Raw genomic sequence first — 17,413 nt, 5'->3', positions numbered from 1 at the left:
CCTGTCATTCTACCGTGTCGGCCCGCGGCGGCGGAAGCGCTTGAGCAGGCGGCGGAAGCGCGCGGTCCAGCTGCCGGGCCGCGGCGCGGCGTGCAGGCGCCAGTGGCGCACGGCCTTGCGCAGCGCCTCGCAGCGGCGCCAGGCGCGGGTGGCGCGCAGCCGTTCGATCCAGCGTTCCTTCAGGGCCAGGAACCAGGCCAGCAGGGCGGCGAACCAGACCATGGTCAGCAGCACCGGCCGGGTCAGCAGATACAGCCGCGCCACCGCCGCCGCGCCGCCCAGCTTGGCCAGCACGATCACGCCCAGGCCCAGCAGCGGATGACCGTGCGCCATGCCCCACAGCGCCAACAGCTTGACCGGAAACAGCAGGATGGCCGGCAGCACGAACAGCACCAGCGCGGCGCGCGGGCCGAGCCGGCAAATCCCTGCTTCCAGCCGGTGCAGCGGCGGCCAGCGCGCCAGCCGGTTCATCAGGCGCGTGCCCAGGTCCCACAGCCAGTCTTCCAGCAACAGCAGCAACGCGGCCAGGTAGACCAGCGGCGCCAGCAGTCCGCGTTGAAAACGGTGGAATAATTTCATGCTTGTTCCTTTGCCAGCATGATACGTGAAAGCCGTTACAATAGGCCGCATGAATAAAGCTTTTGTAAAAGAACCGGACGGCGACGAGGACGACGAAGCGGCGGCGCTGGCGTTGGCGATCCCGGCTGGCGCCAAGAATTACATCCGGCCGGAAGGCTACCAGCGCATCAAGGATGAGCTGTTGCAGCTGATCGACGTCGAGCGGCCGGAAGTGGTGAAGATCGTGCACTGGGCCGCCTCCAACGGCGACCGCTCGGAAAACGGCGACTATATCTATGGCAAGCGCCGCCTGCGCGAAATCGACCGCCGCATCCGCTTCCTGACCAAGCGCCTGGACTCGGCCTTCATCGTCGACCCCAGCGCGCACCACGGCAGCGATCAGGTGTTCTTTGGCGCCACCGTCACCTACAGCAACCAGGACGGCGAGGAGCGCACCATCACCATCGTCGGCATCGACGAGCTCGATCCGCTGAACGGCAAGATCAGCTGGGTGGCGCCGGTGGCGCGCGCCCTGACCAAGGCGCGCGAGGGCGACACCATCACCTTCCAGGCGCCGCACGGGGTGGAACAGCTGGACATCCTGGAGGTGAGCTATCCTGCGCCGGTGGCTGATTAAAAGCGCCTGGTGGGTGCTGGCGCTGGCGGGCTGGCACGGGCTGGCGCGCGCGGCCGATGTCTACATCCTCGACATGAACTCCAGCAAATCGAGCTTTAGCGACAGCCACACCCTGCGGCTGGTGGCGGCGGCGCTGGAGGCGTCCAGCGCGAAATATGGCCCGTATGAATTCCGCGTGGCGCCGCTGCGCATGGAGCGCGACCGGTTGTTGCAGGAAATGCTCAAGGGCGAGCTGGTCAACCTGAGCGGACAGGTGACCTCGCTGGAGTGGGAGCAAAAGCTGATCCCGATCCGCATCCCGATCGACAAGGGCATCTCGTGCTACCGCCTGTCGCTGATCGACGGCCGCAACCAGGATCTGTTCAGCGCGGTGCGCACGCTGGAGCAGCTCAAGGCGCTGTCGCTGGGCAGCGGGCGCCAGTGGAGCCTGACCGCCACCTACCGGCAGGCCGGTTTCCATGTGGTGGAGGGCAGCGGCTCGGCGGGCCTGCACGGCATGCTGGCGGCGGGACGCTTCCAGCACTTTCCGCGTTCGATCGACGAGGCCATCTACGAGCAGGCCGCCTATGTGGGCAACTTCCCGACCCTGAGCCTGGAGCGCAGCCTGGCCTTGTACGTGCCGTCGCCGCGCTACTTCTTCCTGGGCGGCGGGCAAAAGCGGCTGGCGCAGCGGCTGGAATACGGCATGCAGCTATTGATCGCCGACGGCCGCTTCGACCAGATCTTCCATGAATTCTACGACGGCCTGATCGAAAAAGCCGGCCTGCGCAAGCGCCGCATCTTCCACATCGACAATCCGCAGCTATCGCCGCGGACGCCGCTGTCCAACAAGGCATACTGGTATCTGCCGTATTAAAATAGAACATCATGATGCGTTCGTCCCTGATCAAGCGCCGCCGTGTGGCCGGCGCGCTGCTTTGCCTGCTGGCCTTGCCGGGCCGGCCGCAGGGGGCGGCCCGCGATGTCTATGTGATCGATCACAATTTCAGCCGGCCGGACAGCCGCGATCGCTACACCTTGCTGCTGCTGAACGCGGCGCTGGAGGCCTCCAGCGCCCGGTACGGCGCCTACGAGCTGCGCCGCTCGCCGCTGGGCATGGAGCGCGACCGCCTGCTGTCGGAAATGAAGAAAGGCGAACTGGTCAATCTTAGCGCGCAGATCACCTCGCAGGAATGGGAGCGCGGCCTGATTCCGATCCGGATTCCGGTCGACAAGGGCATCTCCGGCTACCGCATTTCGCTGATTACGGGCAGCAAGCAGGCGCAGTTCAGCGCCATCACCACGCTGGAGCAGCTCAAGCGGCTGCCGCTGGGGGCGGGGCGGCAATGGAGTTCGACGGCGGTGTTCCTGCATGCCGGTTTCGACGTGGCCCAGGGGAATTCCACCGCCGGCCTGCACAGCATGCTGGCGGCGCACCGCTTCGAGCATTTTCCGCGCGGGATAGAGGAGGCGCTGTTCGAGCAGGCCGCGTACGCGCCGACCTTCCCCGGCCTGGAGGTGGAGCGCAGCCTGGCGATTTATTTCCCGCTGCCGCGCTACTTCTTCGTGACGCCCGGCCAGCCGCGGCTGGCGGAGCGGCTGGAATACGGCCTGCGGCAGCTGATCGCCGACGGCCGCTTCGACCAGATCTTCCATGATTTTTATGACGAGCTGATCGACAAGATCAACCTGCGCAAGCGCCGCGTCTTCAGGCTGGACAATCCCTTGCTGTCGCCGCAGACACCGCTGGCCAACAAGGCCTACTGGTACGACCCGTTCGACCACAAGTGAGCGCGCCACTGTGGTTTTCCCTATCCTACTATCAGGATATCCCGACATGCTTTTTCTGATAACAATGCTAGGCTGGCAACCATGTTATTTTTATCAGGACAATGTTGATGACCGAATCGAAATCCTTGCAGCTGGCCGCCGTGGTGGCGGCGCTGATCGCCATCCCGGCCGCCCACGCCAACCAGGCCGCCTCGCTGACGCCGCTCACGGCCAACACCTCCGCGCCGTCGGACTGGCGCTTCGTGCCGGGTCAGGTGTTCAATGGCGTCGCCGGCGCGCTGGACGGCGTGGCACGGCTGAGCTACACCAACGCCAGCGGCAGCTGGGCCTGCTCCGGGTCCTTGCTGGCGGGCGGCCAGTATGTGCTGACCGCCGCCCATTGCGCCGATGATTTCTCGTCCATGAAGGTGGACTTCGGCTGGGCCGGCGGCAGCGTCAAGGTCAGCCGCAGCGTGGCGCTGACCGGCGCCTATGTGAATCCGCGCTGGAACGGCGACCTCGACACCGGCGCCGACATCGCCATCCTCAAGCTGGACCAGGCCGTCACCACCATCCAGGGCTACCACCTGAGCACCACCAATGACGTCGGCAAGGATTACCTGATGGCCGGCTACGGCACCTCCGGGCCGGGCGGCGGCGACAGTGAACAGAACTGGGGCGAGCGCGCCTGGGGGCATTACGGCTATAACACCTTCGACGTCGACAGCGACAACTTCAACCGGATCAGCGGCCAGGCGGTCGACAACTGGGGCTACGACCCGGCCTACTACGCGCCGGGCGCCACCTACATGAGCGACTTTGACGACGGCAGCGCCGCCCACAACACCCTGGGCCGCATCGCCGATGCCACCGGCAATGGCTGGCGCAGCGGCAGCGGCCTGGGCGCGAACGAGGCGCTGGCGGCGGCCGGCGATTCGGGCGGCGGCGACTTCGTCTGGAATGGCAGCGAGTGGCTGCTGTCGGGCGTGCATTCCTGGGGTTTCCAGGGCAGCGACATGTGCCCCAATTTCAATCTGAGCGGTTGCGACGCCAGCGTCAGCAACCTGTCCGGCTACGGCGATCTGTCCGGCTCCACCGCGACCTATTCGCATCTGGCCTGGATCAACTCGGTGACGGCGGTGCCGGAACCGGCGGGCTGGGCGATGCTGCTGTCGGGCCTGGTGGCGGCGGGCGCGCTGGCGCGGCGCCGCCGGTCCGGCCCGCGCCAGGGCTAGCTGCTCAGCTGCGCTCGCGCAGGATGCGGTTGACGCCGGCCACGCGGCGCACGTTGCGCAGCAGGCCGGCCAGGTGCACCCGGTCCTTGACCTGCACCGTGAAGCGCAGCTGGTGCAGCACGTGTTCCTTGTCCTCGTCCATGCCGACGTACGTGATGTTGGCGTCCGCTTCGCCGATCTCGGCCGCCACGCGCGCCAGGATGCCTTTTTCGTTGTTGATCAACAGCTTGATGCGGCTGTCGAAGCGGCGGTTCAGTTCCGTGCCCCATTTGACCGCGATCCAGCGGTCCGGCTCCTTGGCCTTCTGGCGCTTGGCCTGCGTGCAGTCGGCCGTGTGCACCAGCAGCCCCTGGTCGCGGCGCAGCTGGCCGATGATGGAGTCGCCCGGGATCGGCAGGCAGCACGGCGCCAGCTGCACCGACACGCCCTCGCTGCCGCAGATGGTGACCGGGTCCAGCTCGGCCGCGCTGTTGTGGTCGACCGGCGCGCTGGCCGATTCGCCGCCGCGCAGGCCGAAGATGTGGCGCGCCACCAGCGCCGCCATGCGCTTGCCGACGCCGATGTCGGCATACAGCTCGTCCAGCGACTTGGCGCTCGATTCCTTCAGCAGGCGCTCGGTCAGGTGTTCCTCCAGGTCCGGGCTGATGCCCAGCGAGGACAGCGCGTGCGACAGCAACTGCTGGCCCAGCGCGATCGATTCCGGCAGATTGATGGTGCGCAGGTGATGGCGGATCGCCGAACGCGCCTTGCCGGTGCGGACGAACGACAGCCAGCTCGGGCTCGGCCGCGAGGCCGAGTCGGTCACGATCTCGACGATGTCGCCGTTGCGCAGCTCGGTGCGCAGCGAGGCCGGTTCATTGTTGATGGTGACCGACACCGTGTGGTCGCCAATCCCGGTGTGGATGGCGTACGCGAAGTCGATCGGCGTGGCGCCGCGCGGCAGCGCGATGATCTTGGACTTGGGCGTGAACACGTAGACCGAATCCGGGAACAGGTCGACCTTGACGTGTTCGAGGAATTCGGCCGAGTCGCCGGTCTGCTGCTGGATGTCCAGCAGCGATTGCAGCCAGGCGTGGGTACGCTGCTGCAAGTCCGACATATTCGCCTCGCCATTCTTGTACAGCCAGTGCGCCGCCACGCCCGATTCGGCGGTGCGGTGCATCTCTTGCGTGCGGATCTGGAACTCGACCGGCGTGCCGTACGGGCCGATCAGCGTGGTGTGCAGCGACTGGTAGCCGTTCAGCTTGCGGATCGCGATGTAATCCTTGAACTTGCCCGGCATCGGTTTGTACAGCGAATGCAGGGTGCCGAGCGCGACATAGCAATTCGGGAAGCTGTCCACCACCACGCGGAAGCCGTACACGTCCAGCACCTGCGAGAACGACAGGTGCTTGCTGCGCATCTTCTTGTAGATGCCGTACAGGGTTTTTTCGCGGCCGTACACCTCGGCCTCGATATTGGCCATGGCCAGCGTGTTCTTGACCGATTCGAGGATTTTCTTGACCACCTCGCGGCGGTTGCCGCGCGCCGCCTTCACCGCCTTGGCCAGGGTGCGGTAGCGCAGCGGGAACAGGTGGGCGAACGACAGGTCCTGCAATTCGCGGTAAATATTATTGAGGCCGAGCCGGTGCGCGATCGGCACGTACACTTCCATGGTCTCTTTGGAGATGCGCGCCTTGGCGGCCGGCTTCATCACCTCCATGGTGCGCATATTGTGCAGGCGGTCGGCCAGCTTGATCAGGATCACGCGCACGTCCGAGGCCATGGCCAGCAGCATCTTGCGGAAGTTTTCCGCCTGCGCCTCGATCTGGCTCTGGAACTCGATTTTCTCCAGCTTGGAGAGGCCGTCCACCAGGTTGGCCACCGGCGCGCCGAAGCGCTCGATCAGCTCTTCCTTCTTGACGTCCTGGTCTTCCATCACATCGTGCAGCAGCGCGGCCATGATGGCTTGCGCGTCCAGCTTCCAGTCGGCGCAGATTTCGGCCACCGCGATCGGATGCGAGATGTAAGGCTCGCCCGATTTGCGCAGCTGGCCGAGGTGCATTTCGTCCGAAAAGCGATACGCTTCCTTGACCTTTTTCAGGTCGGCAGCGTTCATGTATTCGGCCAGTTTTTCAGACAAATGGGATACCGACGCGACACCGGCCGTCATGGCGGGAGGCGTGGCCAAAGGCGACGAGGAAATCACGGGAGGTGCGGAGGGTGGAGCAGGTGGTGCGGAGGCGTTATCGCCCGCGGCCGATCCGGACATGACTGCGGCCGGCTGCCGGGCCGGCCTTTTCGCCCGCGCGGGCTTGTCACTCACTGTAGGATCTGCGGGGATCAGATTCATACGTTTGCGTTCCGTCTCGATGAGAATGTCCAATACTACTGCTAAACCGCATCATTCACATTGTTCGGGAACGCGGTCCCAACTTACATTGGGACCTTTTTCAACATTTCCAGACCGACTTTGCCGGCTGCGATTTCACGCAGGGCGACGACGGTAGGCTTGTCCTTGGCTTCCACCTTGGGGGTGTGGCCTTGCAGCAGTTGGCGTGCGCGGTAGGTCGCGGCCAGGGTCAGCTGGAAACGGTTAGGTACGTTTTTCAGACAATCTTCAATCGTAATGCGGGCCATCTAGTAACTCCTAAAAATCTTGTGTATTTATTTATTCAGCGTGGATGCCCAACTGGGCAAAGAGCGAGGCGTTGCGTGCCGCTTGTTGCGCAAACCGGCAACGGGCCGCTCGGACGATCGCCGTCAGTTCCGACAGCGCTACGTCGAATTCTTCGTTGATAATAGCATACTCGAACTCGGGGGCGTGGGCGATTTCGCCGCCTGCCGCCAGCAGGCGTTTGGTGATCACGTGCGGCTCGTCGGTGGCGCGTTTGTTCAGGCGTTGTTCCAGCGCGGCGATGGATGGCGGCAGGATGAAAATGCCGGCCGCCTGCGGGAACAATTTCTTGACCTGGCGCGCGCCCTGCCAGTCGATTTCCAGCAGCACGTCGGTGCCGGTCTTCATCTGTTCTTCCACCATCAGGCGCGAGGTGCCGTAGTAATTGCCGTGCACTTCGGCCCACTCCAGGAACTCGCCTTGCTTGGTGCGGGCGATGAAATCGTCCGCCGTGGTGAAGTAGTATTCCTTGCCGTGGGTTTCGCCCGGACGCGGCGCGCGGGTGGTGGTGGAGATCGACAGCTTGATGGTCGGTTCCTTGGCCAGCAGCGCGTTGACCAGCGTCGACTTGCCGGCGCCGGACGGCGCGGCCACAACAAACAGGCTGCCCGCAAATGCGTTGGTTGAGCTCATGGTGATCTTTCTAAAACGTCAGCGGGCGGCGAAACACGACGCCCAAAGATGTATTTTACCAAGAGCAATGGCCGGAGTTCAATTTACAGCAGGGAGAGGAAATGCTGCGCCGCGGCGGGCGCGCGTTCCTTGGCGCCGTTGATGAAGTAGACGTACACCTGTCCCGACTTGGCCTGCTGTTGCCAGTCCTTGGCCTGCTTGCTCCACTGCTTCAAGGCCGGCTTGCTGTAGCCGGTTTCGATGTCGCTTTGCGCATCCATCAAACGGGCGTAGACGAACTCGCCGGTGATGTCTTCAAAGTGCGGGAATTTCGGCGAGTCGGTGATGACGGTAGCCACTTTGTGCTTGCGCGCCAGCTTGAGGTAGTCGTCGTTGAGAAAGCTGTCGTGGCGGGCGTCCAGCACATGCTGGAGCTTGCGCTTGCCGAGCTTGGGCGGCAGCAGCTTGAAGAACGCTTCGATGTCATCGGCATCGAACTTTTTGGTGGCGGCCAGCTGCCACAGGATGGGGCCGAGCTTGTCGCCCAGTTCGGTGAGGCCGCTCTGCATGAAACGTTCGATGGATTCGCCGGCCTCGGCCAGCACCTTGCGGTTGGTGGCGTAGCGCGTGGCCTTGACCGAGAAGATGAAATCGTCGGGCGTTTTTTCGGCCCAGCTGGCGAAGTGCTCGGGCTTGGCGGAGCGGTAAAAGGTGCCGTTGATTTCGATGCTGGTCACTTGCGCGCTGGCGTATTCCAGCTGCTTCTTGATCGGCACGTCCTTGGGATAAAAGGTATCGCGCCACGGCGCAAAGTCCCAACCGCCGATGCCAGCCCTGATCTGCGCCATTCTGCGTCTCCTGATAGTATCGAAGTTTTAGTCTGCCAAGGATATAGCATGAAAGACCTGATCGTCGTTGCCACCATCACCGCCAAAGAGGGCCACGAAGTGCTGGTGCGCGAGGCGTTGGAAAAAGTGGTACCGCCGAGCCGCGCGGAAGCCGGCTGCCTGCGCTACGACCTGCACATCGATCTGGGCAACCACGCCAGCTTCGTCATGCTGGAAGCGTGGCGCGACGAAGCGGCGCTGGCCGAACACGAAACCACGCCGCATTTCCTGGAACTGGTGAAAACCGTCGGCGGCAAAGCTGACATCCAGGTCCTCAAACTCAACCAGGTCAGTCTGGGCTGAAGGCCTTGGCGGCGGCGAGGGTGTCGAGGGCTTCGCGCAGGTGTTTGATTTTGCCGTTCTCGGCCGCCAGCATGCCGGCGTAGGTTTGTTTGTAGACCTTGCCGGTCGAGAGCACCTTGGCTTCCACGCTGTATTCGCCGAACACCTTGTCTTCGGTGTCGATGAACAGCTGCACGTCCTTGAAGCGGAAGTCCGGCACGTTTTTCAGCAGGCCGCCGATGAAGGCTTCGATCGCGGCCGGGCCGACCGCGCGGGCGTTGATGCCCAGCGAGGACAGCGTCGGCAGTTCCAGCACGCCGTCGTCCGCGAACAGGGCCGCGGCGGCGGCGGGGTTCTGGATGTTGTCGAGGTAGGCATGCAGTAATTGGCTGGCGTTTTTCATGATGTTTCGCTTTCAGTGGAAGTTGGAATGGCTTCACTGTAGCGCGCCCCGAGTCATGGATAAACAGGCTAAAGACGAATACTTTATGCATATGGATGGATAATCGGGATAATAAAAAAGGAGCCGAAGCTCCTTTGTTTATTCCAGGTTCTGAACCTGTTCCCGCATCTGCTCGATCAGCAGCTTGAGTTCCATCGAAGCGTCGGCCAGCTCCTTGACCGAGGCCTTGGCGCCCAGCGTGTTGGCCTCTCGGTTCAGCTCCTGCATCATGAAGTCCAGGCGCTTGCCGACCTGGCCGCCTTTTTTCAGGATGTGACGGGTTTCGGACAGGTGCGCCGACAGGCGGCCCAGCTCTTCCGCCACGTCGATGCGGATGCCGTACAAGATCACTTCCTGGCGAATCCGCTCCAGCGCATCCTGGCGCGACAGCGCCGAATTCGAGCCTTGGCAAGCCAGCCCCAGCGCATCCTGCATGCGTTCCACGGCTTTCTGCTGGAACGCCGCCACCACCTGCGGAATCAGCGGCGTGATGCGCTTGACGATGCCTTCCATGGCCTCGATCCGCGACAGCAGCATGGTTTCCAGCGCCGCGCCCTCGCGCTGGCGGCTCAGCACGAATGCTTCCACGGTGCGGGCGGTGAGGGCGGCCACGTCGGCTTGCAGCGACTCCTGGCCAATCTGCGCCTCTTCGATCACGCCCGGCCAGCGCAGCAGCTCGGCAACCGACATCGTTTGCACGCCGGGGAACAGGCCGCTCACTTCGCCCTGCAAGCGTTGCAATTCGGTCAATAGGGGCAGATTCAGCGCCTGCGAGCCGGCGGTCGCGGCCTTGCGGCCAAAGCTCAGGCGCAGCTCGACTTTGCCACGCGTGATGGCAGCCATGATCGCCGAGCGTAAATCGGGTTCAAGGGCGCGCAAATCGTCGTTTATTCGGAACTGCAAGTCCAGGAAGCGCGAATTCACGCTCTTGATCTCGATGGTCAGTGTTCCCGCCGCACTTTCACTGGTGGCGACCGCGTAGCCCGTCATGCTCGAAATGCTCAATGGATATCCCCGATTTAATCTTTACAAAACAGTGATTTATCCACACAATCCGGTTGTCGAGGCGAGGAACCTTATGGCCGCACAAAACAACGCCCCCCTACCAGATGGTCTGGAAATTGCTGGATATCGCATTGTAAAGAAAATTGCGTCCGGTGGGTTCAGTATTGTTTACCTTGCGTACGATAGTGAGGGCGTGGCGGTGGCCATCAAGGAATATCTGCCTAGTTCTTTGGCACTGCGGCAGGAAGGCGAGCTGGTGCCGGCCGTCTCCAAGGCCAATCTGCCGGTGTTCCGCATCGGCCTCAAGTGCTTTTTCGAAGAGGGCCGGGCGCTGGCCCGCATCTCCCACCCCAATGTGGTCAGCGTGCTGAATTTCTTCCGCGCGCATGAAACGGTTTATATGGTGATGGCCTACGAGTCCGGCCATTCGCTGCAAGAGCATATCCAGCGGCAGCGCGGCAAGGGCGTGAAAGTAGGTGAACTTTTCATCCGCACGATTTTCACGCAGGTGGTGAAGGGGCTGCGCGAAGTCCACGCCAACAAGCTGCTGCACCTTGACCTGAAACCGGCCAATATCTACCTGCGCACCGACGGCACGCCGATGCTGCTGGACTTCGGCGCGGCGCGCCAGACCGTCAACACCGACATGCCGACCCTGACGCCGATGTACACCCCCGGCTTCGCCCCGCCGGAGCTGTACGCCAAGACCGGCATGGGGCCGTGGACGGATATCTACAGCATCGGCGCCTCCATGTTCGCCTGCATGGTCGGCTCGCCGCCGCAGCCGGCCGACCAGCGCAAGACCGGGGACAAGATGGCAGGGCATTTTGACAAGCTGGAAGGCCAGTATTCGCCCGAGCTGGTGGCGTTGGTGCGCTGGTGTTTGCAGATCGATCCACTGGCGCGGCCGCAAAGCCTGTTCGCCTTGCAGAAGGTGCTGCAAGCGAAGGCGCCGGCCGCCGTGCCGCCGGCGCCGCAGCCGCCCAGCGTGATGGACAAGCTGCGCGGGCTGGTGGGACGGCTGGGCGGCGGCGCGCGCGCCAAGGCCGGCCCGGACACCCTGGTCTGACTCGACAAGGACTGAACCATGCAATTCTCCGTGTATCAGGAAAGCCATATCGGCGGCCGCAAGGTCAATCAGGACCGCATGGGCTACAGTTTCACGCGCGACGCGTTGCTGCTGGTGCTGGCCGACGGCATGGGCGGCCATTTGCGCGGCGAGATCGCCGCCAGCGTGGCGCTGCAAACCATTTCCACCATGTTCCAGCAACAGGCGCAGCCCTACGTGAAAAAGCCGCAGCGCTTCCTGGAAGAGGCCTTGCAGGCCGCGCACCGCGACATCCACCAGTACCGTCACGCGCACCAGCTGCCGGAAACCCCGCGCACCACCATCGTCGCCTGCCTGATCCAGCACAACACGGCTACCTGGGCGCACTGCGGCGACTCGCGCCTGTACTGGATGCGCGGCGGGCAAATCCTCGGCCGTACGCGCGACCATTCGCATGTGGAGAACCTGATCGCCAAGGGCCTGGCGCTGCCGTCCGAGCGCGCCACCCATCCGGACCGCAACAAGCTGTGGAACTGCCTCGGCGCCGACACGCCGCCACGGGTGGAGCTGGGCGCCGGCGCCGGCCTGCTGCCGGGCGATCTGGTGCTGTTGTGTTCCGACGGTTTGTGGTCTATGCTGCCGGACGATGAAATTCTGCGCCGGCTGCAAGCGCAAACCGTCGTGCGCGCCGTGCCGGACATGCTGCAAGCCGCGCTGCGCGCTGCGGGCGACACCAGCGACAACGTCACCGCGCTGGCCATCATGTGGCAGGGCAGTTCGGTGGTGGACAGCATGGATGCGCTGGCGTCCACCATCATCTCGACCGAGACGCTGCCGGAAGACCTGCACAGCACCACCATCCGCGACACGCCGCTGCCCGAAATGGCATCGTCGGAGGTGGATGCCTTCGACGACGACGAAATTGAGAAGGCCATCGCGGAAATCCGCGGTGCCATCGAAAAATCCTCCCAAATACTCAAATAAGGAACTGTATGACTTCTGTTACCCGCCCAAGCGGCCGCCCGGTCGACGCCCTGCGCGCCCTGCGCCTGACCCGCGACTACACCAAGCACGCCGAGGGCTCGGTGCTGATCGAATGCGGCGACACCAAGGTGATTTGCACCGCCAGCATCGAAGAGAAAGTGCCTGGCTTCCTGAAGGGCAAAGGCCAGGGCTGGCTGACCGCCGAATACGGCATGCTGCCGCGTTCCACCCACAGCCGCATGGACCGCGAGGCGGCCAAGGGCAAGCAGTCCGGCCGCACGCAGGAAATCCAGCGCCTGATCGGCCGCTCGCTGCGCGCCGCCTTCGATCTGGAAGCCTTCGGCGAACGCACCCTGCACCTCGACTGCGACGTGATCCAGGCCGATGGCGGCACCCGCACCGCGTCGATCACCGGGGCCATGGTGGCGGCCTATGACGCCTTTTCCAAGCTGGTGGCGCGCGGTGCGATCCCGGCGATTCCGCTCAAGCATTTCGTGGCGGCGATTTCGGTTGGCGTGTATCAGGGCACGCCGGTGCTGGATCTGGACTACATCGAAGACTCGGGCTGCGATACCGACATGAACGTGGTGATGACCGACGCCGGCCACTTCATCGAAGTGCAGGGCACGGCCGAAGGCGCGGCCTTTGACCGCGCCGGCATGAACCGCCTGCTGGACCTGGCGCAGGCCGGCATCGCGGACCTGATCAAGCTGCAAAAACAATCACTGGGCATTTGATTCGCGTTGGAGGTTCAACATGATTAACCACCTGTTCCGCCTCAAGCATCGCCCATCCGGCGCGGTGAAGCGTAGCGATTTCTCGTTTGGCAGCGAGGAAGTGCGCGAACTCGTCGACGGTGAAGTGCTGGTGCAAATACAGTACATCTCGCTCGACCCGGCGATGCGCGGCTGGATGAACGCCAGCGAGAATTCCTACATGCCGCCGGTGGCCATCGGCGATGTGATGCGCGCCATTGCGGCGGGCAAGGTGGTGCGTTCGCGCAGCGGCTATTTCGCGGTGGGCGATCATGTGACCGGCCTGCTGGGCGTGCAGGAATACGCCATCTCCAGCGGGCAGGGACTGTTCAAGGTCGACGCCTCGCTGGCGCCGTTGCCGCTGTTCCTTGGCACACTGGGCATGACCGGCATGACGGCCTATTTTGGCCTGCTCGACGTCGGCCAGCCCAGGCCGGGCGACACGGTGGTGGTGTCCGGCGCGGCCGGCGCGGTGGGCGCGACGGTGGGGCAGATCGCAAAGATCAAGGGAGCCCGCGTGGTCGGCATCGCCGGCGGCGCCGACAAGTGCCGCTACCTGATCGATGAACTGGGCTTCGACGCCGCCATCGACTACAAGAGCGAGAGCGTGGCGGCGGCGCTGGCGCAGCATTGCCCGAACGGCGTGGACGTCTTCTTTGATAACGTCGGCGGCGAAATACTCGATGCGGTGCTGGGCCGCCTGGCCATGCATGCGCGCGTGGTGATCTGCGGCGCCATCTCGCAGTACAACAATCTGGAAGCGGCCAAGGGGCCGGCCAACTACCTGCAAATCATGGTCAAGCGGGCCACGCTGCGGGGCGTGATGGTGTCCGACTACTACCCGCGCGCCAAGGAAGCCATCACCGACATGGCCGGCTGGATCGCGGCCGGCAAGCTGAAAACCCGCGAGGATGTGGTGCCGGGACTGGACACCTTCCCCGAGACCTTTCAGAAGCTGTTCGACGGTTCCAACAACGGCAAGCTTGTGCTCAAGGTGGCGTAGGCGCAAACGGTTTACAATGTCGGCTTCAATTTACGCAGCCGAACATCATGACCCAACGCCTGATCCTCGCCTCCAACAACAAAGGCAAACTGAAGGAATTCAACGAATTGCTGTCCACCGTGGGCTTTTCCGTCCACGCGCAGGGGGAATTCGAGGTGCCCGAAGCGGATGAACCTTTTCACACGTTTGTCGAAAATGCATTGCAAAAGGCCCGACACGCGTCGCGCCTGACCGGCCTTCCGGCGCTGGCGGACGATTCCGGCGTGTGCGTGAACGCGCTGGGCGGCGCGCCGGGCGTGTACTCGGCGCGTTTTGCCGGCGAGCCGAAATCGGACGTGCGCAACAACGAGAAGATGATCGCCGAGCTGGCGAAGCATGAGGACAAGTCGGCGTACTACTACTGCGTGCTGGTGTTCGTGCGCCACGCCGACGATCCGCAACCCATCATCGCCGACGGCCGCTGGAATGGCGTGATGGTCGACACGCCGCGCGGCGAGGGCGGCTTCGGCTACGACCCTTACTTCTTCATTCCATCGCTGGGCAAGTGCGCGGCCGAGCTGGCGCCGGAACAGAAAAACGCCTTGTCGCATCGCGGCCAGGCACTGCGCGCATTGGTAGAGAAGCTGAAATGATTCCGATTAAAATCGTCGGCGCTAATACGCAAGGCAGCAAGCCAACGGCCGACATCAGCGAAGCGGCGGGTGTCGCTGCGAAGTACCTGCAAGGCGGCGCGCTGAATCTGACGGCGTTGCCGCCGCTGTCGCTGTACATCCACTTTCCTTGGTGCGTGCGCAAGTGCCCGTACTGCGATTTCAACTCGCACGAAGCCAAGGATGGCGGCGCCTTCCCGGAACAGGAATACCTGGACGCCGTGCGCACCGACCTGGAAATGGCGCTGCCGCTGATCTGGGGCCGCAAGATCTACACCATCTTCATCGGCGGCGGCACCCCCAGCCTGATGTCGGCGGCGGGGTTGGACCGTCTGCTGTCCGACGTGCGCACCTTGCTGCCGCTGGACAGCGACTGCGAAATCACGATGGAAGCCAATCCCGGCACCTTCGAGGCGGAGAAGTTCAAGTCCTACCGCGCCAGCGGCGTGAATCGCCTGTCGATCGGCATCCAGAGTTTCAACGAGCGTCACCTGAAAGCACTGGGCCGCATCCACGACGACAACGAGGCGAAACGCGCCGTGGAAATCGCACTGGCCAACTTCGACAACTTCAATCTGGACCTGATGTACGCGCTGCCGTCGCAAACGCTGGAAGAAGCGCGCAAGGATGTGGAAACGGCGATGGCCTTCAATCCGCCGCATCTGTCGCTCTACCATCTGACGATGGAGCCGAACACGCTGTTCGCCAAATATCCACCCGCGCTGCCGGACGACGACACCAGCGCCGACATGCAGGACATGATCGCCGGGCTGACCGCCGCCAACGGCTACAACCAGTACGAGATTTCGGCCTACGCGAAAGAAGGCCATCGTGCGCGGCATAACCTGAACTACTGGGAGTTTGGCGATTACCTCGGCATTGGCGCGGGCGCGCACTCCAAGCTGTCGTTCCCGCACCGTATCCTGCGGCAGGCGCGCTACAAGCAGCCCAAGGCTTATATGGAGCAGGTCAGGCAAGGCGCGCCGGTGCAGGAGGAGTATGAGATCCAGCGCGAGGACATGGGCTTTGAATTCATGCTCAACACCCTGCGCCTGCATGGCGGTTTCGATCCGAACCTGTTCAGCGAGCGCACCGGCCTGAGCATCAACGCGATTGAGAAACAGCTCAACGCGGCAGAGGCCAAAGGGCTGCTCTACCGCGACTACAAGATCATCAAGCCGACCGAATTAGGCCAGCGCTTCCTCAATGACTTGCAAGAGATGTTTTTGAAGGGTTAAAACGCAGGGCGGCACGCGGTGCCGGCGGCGCTGACAGCGCGCCGTGCAAGCCATCGTGTCCCAGCTTGAACGACGACGCCACATCGGCCAGCCGCGCCGCCTGCTCCTGCATGCTGGCCGCGGCGGCGGCGGCTTGCTCCACCAGCGCCGCATTCTGCTGCGTCACCGAATCCATCTGACCGATGGCGGTGTTCACCTGATCGATACCGATACTCTGCTCGCTGCTGGCCGAGGTAATCTCGCCCATGATATCGGTGACGCGCCGCACGCTGGACACCACATCGTCCATGGTGCTGCCGGCCTGCTGCACCAGCTTCGAGCCGGCATCCACCTGCTCGACCGAATTGCTGATCAACTCCTTGATCTCCTTGGCCGCGGCGGCCGAGCGCTGGGCGAGATTGCGCACCTCCGACGCCACCACCGCGAAACCGCGTCCCTGCTCACCGGCACGCGCCGCCTCCACCGCCGCATTCAGCGCCAGAATATTAGTCTGGAACGCGATGCCATCGATCACACTGATAATGTCGAAAATCTTGCGCGAGGAATCGTTGATGGAGCCCATGGTATCGACCACCTGGCCGACAATGGCGCCGCCTTTTTCGGCCACATCGGATGCCGCCTGCGCCAGCTGGTTGGCCTGCCGCGCGTTCTCGGCATTCTGACGCACGGTGGAGGTCAGCTCCTCCATCGACGACGCGGTTTCCTCCAGCGAGCTGGCTTGCTCCTCGGTGCGCTGCGACAGATCCATATTCCCCGAAGCGATTTCGTTGGACGCGGTGGCGATGGTGTTGGTGCCGATCTGCACCTGGCTGACCACAGTGCGCAGCGAATCGTTCATGCCGCGCAGGGCCTTCATCAAATCGCCGATTTCATCCTTGTTGGTCTGCGGCGTGAACTGCGTGGTGAGGTCGCCGTTGGCGACCGTGGTGGCGATTTCCACGGCGGATTTAAGCGGCGCGGTGATCGAACGGGTGATGATCCACGCCGCCACGGAACCCATGCTCACCATCAACACCGCCAGCACCAGCAGCAGCGTATTGCTGCGGTCATTGGCGGCATCGATGGCGTGGGCGGTATCGTCGATGGCCTTGCGCTGCATGCCGAGGAAATCCTTGACGCGGTTCTGGTAGGCGTCGGCGGAAGGCGAGAACGCATCCTTGAACAGCTGCTCGGCTTTGGCCGCATCGCCGCCTTTGCGGGCGTTCATCACATCGGTCTTGGCTTTTTGGTATTTGTTGCGCAGTTCTGTGATCTCTTCGTAAATCTTGCGCTCTTCATCAGTGACCAGCAGCTCCTTGATCTTGCCCAGCAATTCGCCGCCACGCTTGGTGCTGCTGGCGATAGCTTCGGCGAAGGTGTCGGAGAGTTTTTCATCGCTGCTGCGGGCGATCAGCGCGGTGCGGGCGATGGCGGAATAGATCAGCACATACCAGTCGGAGACGAGGCGCTCCTTGGCCAGCGGCTGCTCCATCATGGCGCGCGTGGCCTGGGCGTTGGTGCTGGCATTGACCAGTGCCACCGAGGTGGCGAGGATGGCCAGCAACAGGACCACGGCGAAACCGATGGCGAGACGGGTACCGATGCGCATCTGCGACAGAGCATTCATGATCTTCACTCCCAGGAAGAAAGCGGGAGTCAAGTATGCGCCTGTCTGGCGCCGAAGTGTATGGTG

The 17,413-nt window shown here is 63.4% G+C and carries 19 protein-coding genes; 11 read left to right on the top strand and 8 right to left on the bottom strand.

Features of this window, described 5'->3' with window-relative positions; translation table 11 throughout:
• Nucleotides 1-9 precede the first annotated feature (9 nt).
• Complete coding sequence (locus GM676_RS24715) at nt 10-579, bottom strand: hypothetical protein (protein WP_155466866.1); 570 nt, start codon at nt 577-579, stop codon at nt 10-12.
• Between the two features lie 49 nt (nt 580-628).
• Between GM676_RS24715 and greB the strand changes: the two genes are divergently transcribed.
• The 4 genes from greB (at nt 629) to GM676_RS24695 (ending at nt 4,179) form a co-directional block, all read left to right on the top strand.
• Nucleotides 629-1,195, top strand: a complete 567-nt coding sequence (greB, locus tag GM676_RS24710) for a transcription elongation factor GreB (protein WP_155466865.1) — start codon at nt 629-631, stop codon at nt 1,193-1,195.
• Nucleotides 1,196-1,208: 13 nt separating this feature from the next.
• Nucleotides 1,209-2,051 carry a hypothetical protein gene (locus tag GM676_RS24705; protein ID WP_371866360.1) on the top strand — a complete coding sequence of 281 codons (843 nt, stop codon included), beginning with the start codon at nt 1,209-1,211 and terminating at the stop codon, nt 2,049-2,051.
• Between the two features lie 11 nt (nt 2,052-2,062).
• The gene (locus tag GM676_RS24700; RefSeq protein ID WP_229262850.1) at nt 2,063-2,965 is read left to right on the top strand and encodes a transporter substrate-binding domain-containing protein; all 903 of its coding nucleotides are present in this window, start codon (nt 2,063-2,065) and stop codon (nt 2,963-2,965) included.
• 107 nt (nt 2,966-3,072) lie between these two features.
• Complete coding sequence (locus GM676_RS24695; RefSeq protein WP_229262849.1) at nt 3,073-4,179, top strand: trypsin-like serine protease; 1,107 nt, start codon at nt 3,073-3,075, stop codon at nt 4,177-4,179.
• 4 nt (nt 4,180-4,183) lie between these two features.
• Here the strand turns inward: GM676_RS24695 and GM676_RS24690 are convergent, their stop codons facing one another.
• The 4 genes from GM676_RS24690 to GM676_RS24675 all read right to left on the bottom strand — a co-directional run bounded on the left by GM676_RS24690 (nt 4,184) and on the right by GM676_RS24675 (nt 8,295).
• On the bottom strand, nt 4,184-6,511 hold the full coding sequence (locus GM676_RS24690) for a RelA/SpoT family protein (RefSeq protein ID WP_155466864.1): 2,328 nt from the start codon (nt 6,509-6,511) through the stop codon (nt 4,184-4,186).
• An 83-nt stretch (nt 6,512-6,594) separates the two neighbouring features.
• Entirely contained in the window at nt 6,595-6,798 is a 204-nt protein-coding gene (gene rpoZ / locus GM676_RS24685; RefSeq protein WP_005665923.1) for a DNA-directed RNA polymerase subunit omega, read from the bottom strand.
• A gap of 31 nt (nt 6,799-6,829) precedes the next feature.
• A complete protein-coding gene (gene gmk, locus GM676_RS24680) occupies nt 6,830-7,468 on the bottom strand; it encodes a guanylate kinase (RefSeq protein WP_155466863.1) in 639 nt (212 codons plus the stop codon).
• A gap of 83 nt (nt 7,469-7,551) precedes the next feature.
• The gene (locus GM676_RS24675; RefSeq protein ID WP_155466861.1) at nt 7,552-8,295 is read right to left on the bottom strand and encodes a DUF72 domain-containing protein; all 744 of its coding nucleotides are present in this window, start codon (nt 8,293-8,295) and stop codon (nt 7,552-7,554) included.
• A gap of 48 nt (nt 8,296-8,343) precedes the next feature.
• Here GM676_RS24675 and GM676_RS24670 point away from each other — a divergent pair, with 48 nt between their 5' ends.
• Nucleotides 8,344-8,637: a putative quinol monooxygenase gene (locus GM676_RS24670; RefSeq protein ID WP_155466859.1), complete on the top strand. Its 294-nt coding sequence runs from the start codon at nt 8,344-8,346 to the stop codon at nt 8,635-8,637.
• On the opposite strand, the gene GM676_RS24665 is transcribed toward GM676_RS24670, so the two are convergent.
• Nucleotides 8,624-9,019 carry a nuclear transport factor 2 family protein gene (locus GM676_RS24665; RefSeq protein WP_155466857.1) on the bottom strand — a complete coding sequence of 132 codons (396 nt, stop codon included), beginning with the start codon at nt 9,017-9,019 and terminating at the stop codon, nt 8,624-8,626. The genes GM676_RS24670 and GM676_RS24665 overlap by 14 nt on opposite strands.
• Nucleotides 9,020-9,157: 138 nt before the next feature.
• Nucleotides 9,158-10,048 (bottom strand): YicC/YloC family endoribonuclease, encoded by an 891-nt coding sequence (locus tag GM676_RS24660; RefSeq protein WP_155466874.1) that lies wholly within the window; start codon nt 10,046-10,048, stop codon nt 9,158-9,160.
• An 88-nt stretch (nt 10,049-10,136) separates the two neighbouring features.
• Here GM676_RS24660 and GM676_RS24655 point away from each other — a divergent pair, with 88 nt between their 5' ends.
• The 6 genes from GM676_RS24655 to hemW are packed head-to-tail and all read left to right on the top strand — an operon-like array spanning nt 10,137 to nt 15,741.
• Nucleotides 10,137-11,132: a serine/threonine protein kinase gene (locus GM676_RS24655; protein WP_155466855.1), complete on the top strand. Its 996-nt coding sequence runs from the start codon at nt 10,137-10,139 to the stop codon at nt 11,130-11,132.
• An 18-nt stretch (nt 11,133-11,150) separates the two neighbouring features.
• On the top strand, nt 11,151-12,095 hold the full coding sequence (locus tag GM676_RS24650) for a PP2C family protein-serine/threonine phosphatase (protein WP_155466853.1): 945 nt from the start codon (nt 11,151-11,153) through the stop codon (nt 12,093-12,095).
• Nucleotides 12,096-12,103: 8 nt separating this feature from the next.
• Nucleotides 12,104-12,832, top strand: coding sequence for a ribonuclease PH (gene rph, locus GM676_RS24645; protein ID WP_155466851.1), 729 nt, complete (start codon nt 12,104-12,106; stop codon nt 12,830-12,832).
• Nucleotides 12,833-12,851: 19 nt separating this feature from the next.
• Nucleotides 12,852-13,853: an NADP-dependent oxidoreductase gene (locus GM676_RS24640; RefSeq protein WP_155466849.1), complete on the top strand. Its 1,002-nt coding sequence runs from the start codon at nt 12,852-12,854 to the stop codon at nt 13,851-13,853.
• 47 nt (nt 13,854-13,900) lie between these two features.
• Nucleotides 13,901-14,485 carry an RdgB/HAM1 family non-canonical purine NTP pyrophosphatase gene (rdgB, locus tag GM676_RS24635; RefSeq protein WP_155466847.1) on the top strand — a complete coding sequence of 195 codons (585 nt, stop codon included), beginning with the start codon at nt 13,901-13,903 and terminating at the stop codon, nt 14,483-14,485.
• Nucleotides 14,482-15,741: a radical SAM family heme chaperone HemW gene (hemW, locus tag GM676_RS24630; protein ID WP_155466845.1), complete on the top strand. Its 1,260-nt coding sequence runs from the start codon at nt 14,482-14,484 to the stop codon at nt 15,739-15,741. Before rdgB ends, hemW begins: the two co-directional genes overlap by 4 nt.
• On the opposite strand, the gene GM676_RS24625 is transcribed toward hemW, so the two are convergent.
• Nucleotides 15,707-17,347: a methyl-accepting chemotaxis protein gene (locus GM676_RS24625; protein WP_155466843.1), complete on the bottom strand. Its 1,641-nt coding sequence runs from the start codon at nt 17,345-17,347 to the stop codon at nt 15,707-15,709. The two genes, hemW and GM676_RS24625, sit on opposite strands and share 35 nt — an antisense overlap.
• Nucleotides 17,348-17,413: the final 66 nt, after the last annotated feature.

It is taken from the genome of Duganella radicis, from assembly GCF_009720825.1.
GTDB lineage: Bacteria > Pseudomonadota > Gammaproteobacteria > Burkholderiales > Burkholderiaceae_D > Rugamonas > Rugamonas radicis.
This window is presented reverse-complemented; position numbering and strand designations above follow the sequence as displayed.

Excerpts from the sequence above, each read along its gene's own strand:
- GM676_RS24715 (WP_155466866.1), bottom strand. The coding sequence starts at position 579 with ATGAAATTATTCCACCGTTTTCAACGCGGACTGCTGGCGCCGCTGGTC.
- greB (WP_155466865.1), top strand. The coding sequence starts at position 629 with ATGAATAAAGCTTTTGTAAAAGAACCGGACGGCGACGAGGACGACGAA.
- GM676_RS24700 (WP_229262850.1), top strand. The coding sequence starts at position 2,063 with ATGATGCGTTCGTCCCTGATCAAGCGCCGCCGTGTGGCCGGCGCGCTG.
- GM676_RS24695 (WP_229262849.1), top strand. The coding sequence starts at position 3,073 with ATGACCGAATCGAAATCCTTGCAGCTGGCCGCCGTGGTGGCGGCGCTG.
- GM676_RS24690 (WP_155466864.1), bottom strand. The coding sequence starts at position 6,511 with ATGAATCTGATCCCCGCAGATCCTACAGTGAGTGACAAGCCCGCGCGG.
- rpoZ (WP_005665923.1), bottom strand. The coding sequence starts at position 6,798 with ATGGCCCGCATTACGATTGAAGATTGTCTGAAAAACGTACCTAACCGT.
- gmk (WP_155466863.1), bottom strand. The coding sequence starts at position 7,468 with ATGAGCTCAACCAACGCATTTGCGGGCAGCCTGTTTGTTGTGGCCGCG.
- GM676_RS24675 (WP_155466861.1), bottom strand. The coding sequence starts at position 8,295 with ATGGCGCAGATCAGGGCTGGCATCGGCGGTTGGGACTTTGCGCCGTGG.
- GM676_RS24670 (WP_155466859.1), top strand. The coding sequence starts at position 8,344 with ATGAAAGACCTGATCGTCGTTGCCACCATCACCGCCAAAGAGGGCCAC.
- GM676_RS24665 (WP_155466857.1), bottom strand. The coding sequence starts at position 9,019 with ATGAAAAACGCCAGCCAATTACTGCATGCCTACCTCGACAACATCCAG.
- GM676_RS24660 (WP_155466874.1), bottom strand. The coding sequence starts at position 10,048 with ATGACGGGCTACGCGGTCGCCACCAGTGAAAGTGCGGCGGGAACACTG.
- GM676_RS24655 (WP_155466855.1), top strand. The coding sequence starts at position 10,137 with ATGGCCGCACAAAACAACGCCCCCCTACCAGATGGTCTGGAAATTGCT.
- GM676_RS24650 (WP_155466853.1), top strand. The coding sequence starts at position 11,151 with ATGCAATTCTCCGTGTATCAGGAAAGCCATATCGGCGGCCGCAAGGTC.
- rph (WP_155466851.1), top strand. The coding sequence starts at position 12,104 with ATGACTTCTGTTACCCGCCCAAGCGGCCGCCCGGTCGACGCCCTGCGC.
- GM676_RS24640 (WP_155466849.1), top strand. The coding sequence starts at position 12,852 with ATGATTAACCACCTGTTCCGCCTCAAGCATCGCCCATCCGGCGCGGTG.
- rdgB (WP_155466847.1), top strand. The coding sequence starts at position 13,901 with ATGACCCAACGCCTGATCCTCGCCTCCAACAACAAAGGCAAACTGAAG.
- hemW (WP_155466845.1), top strand. The coding sequence starts at position 14,482 with ATGATTCCGATTAAAATCGTCGGCGCTAATACGCAAGGCAGCAAGCCA.
- GM676_RS24625 (WP_155466843.1), bottom strand. The coding sequence starts at position 17,347 with ATGAATGCTCTGTCGCAGATGCGCATCGGTACCCGTCTCGCCATCGGT.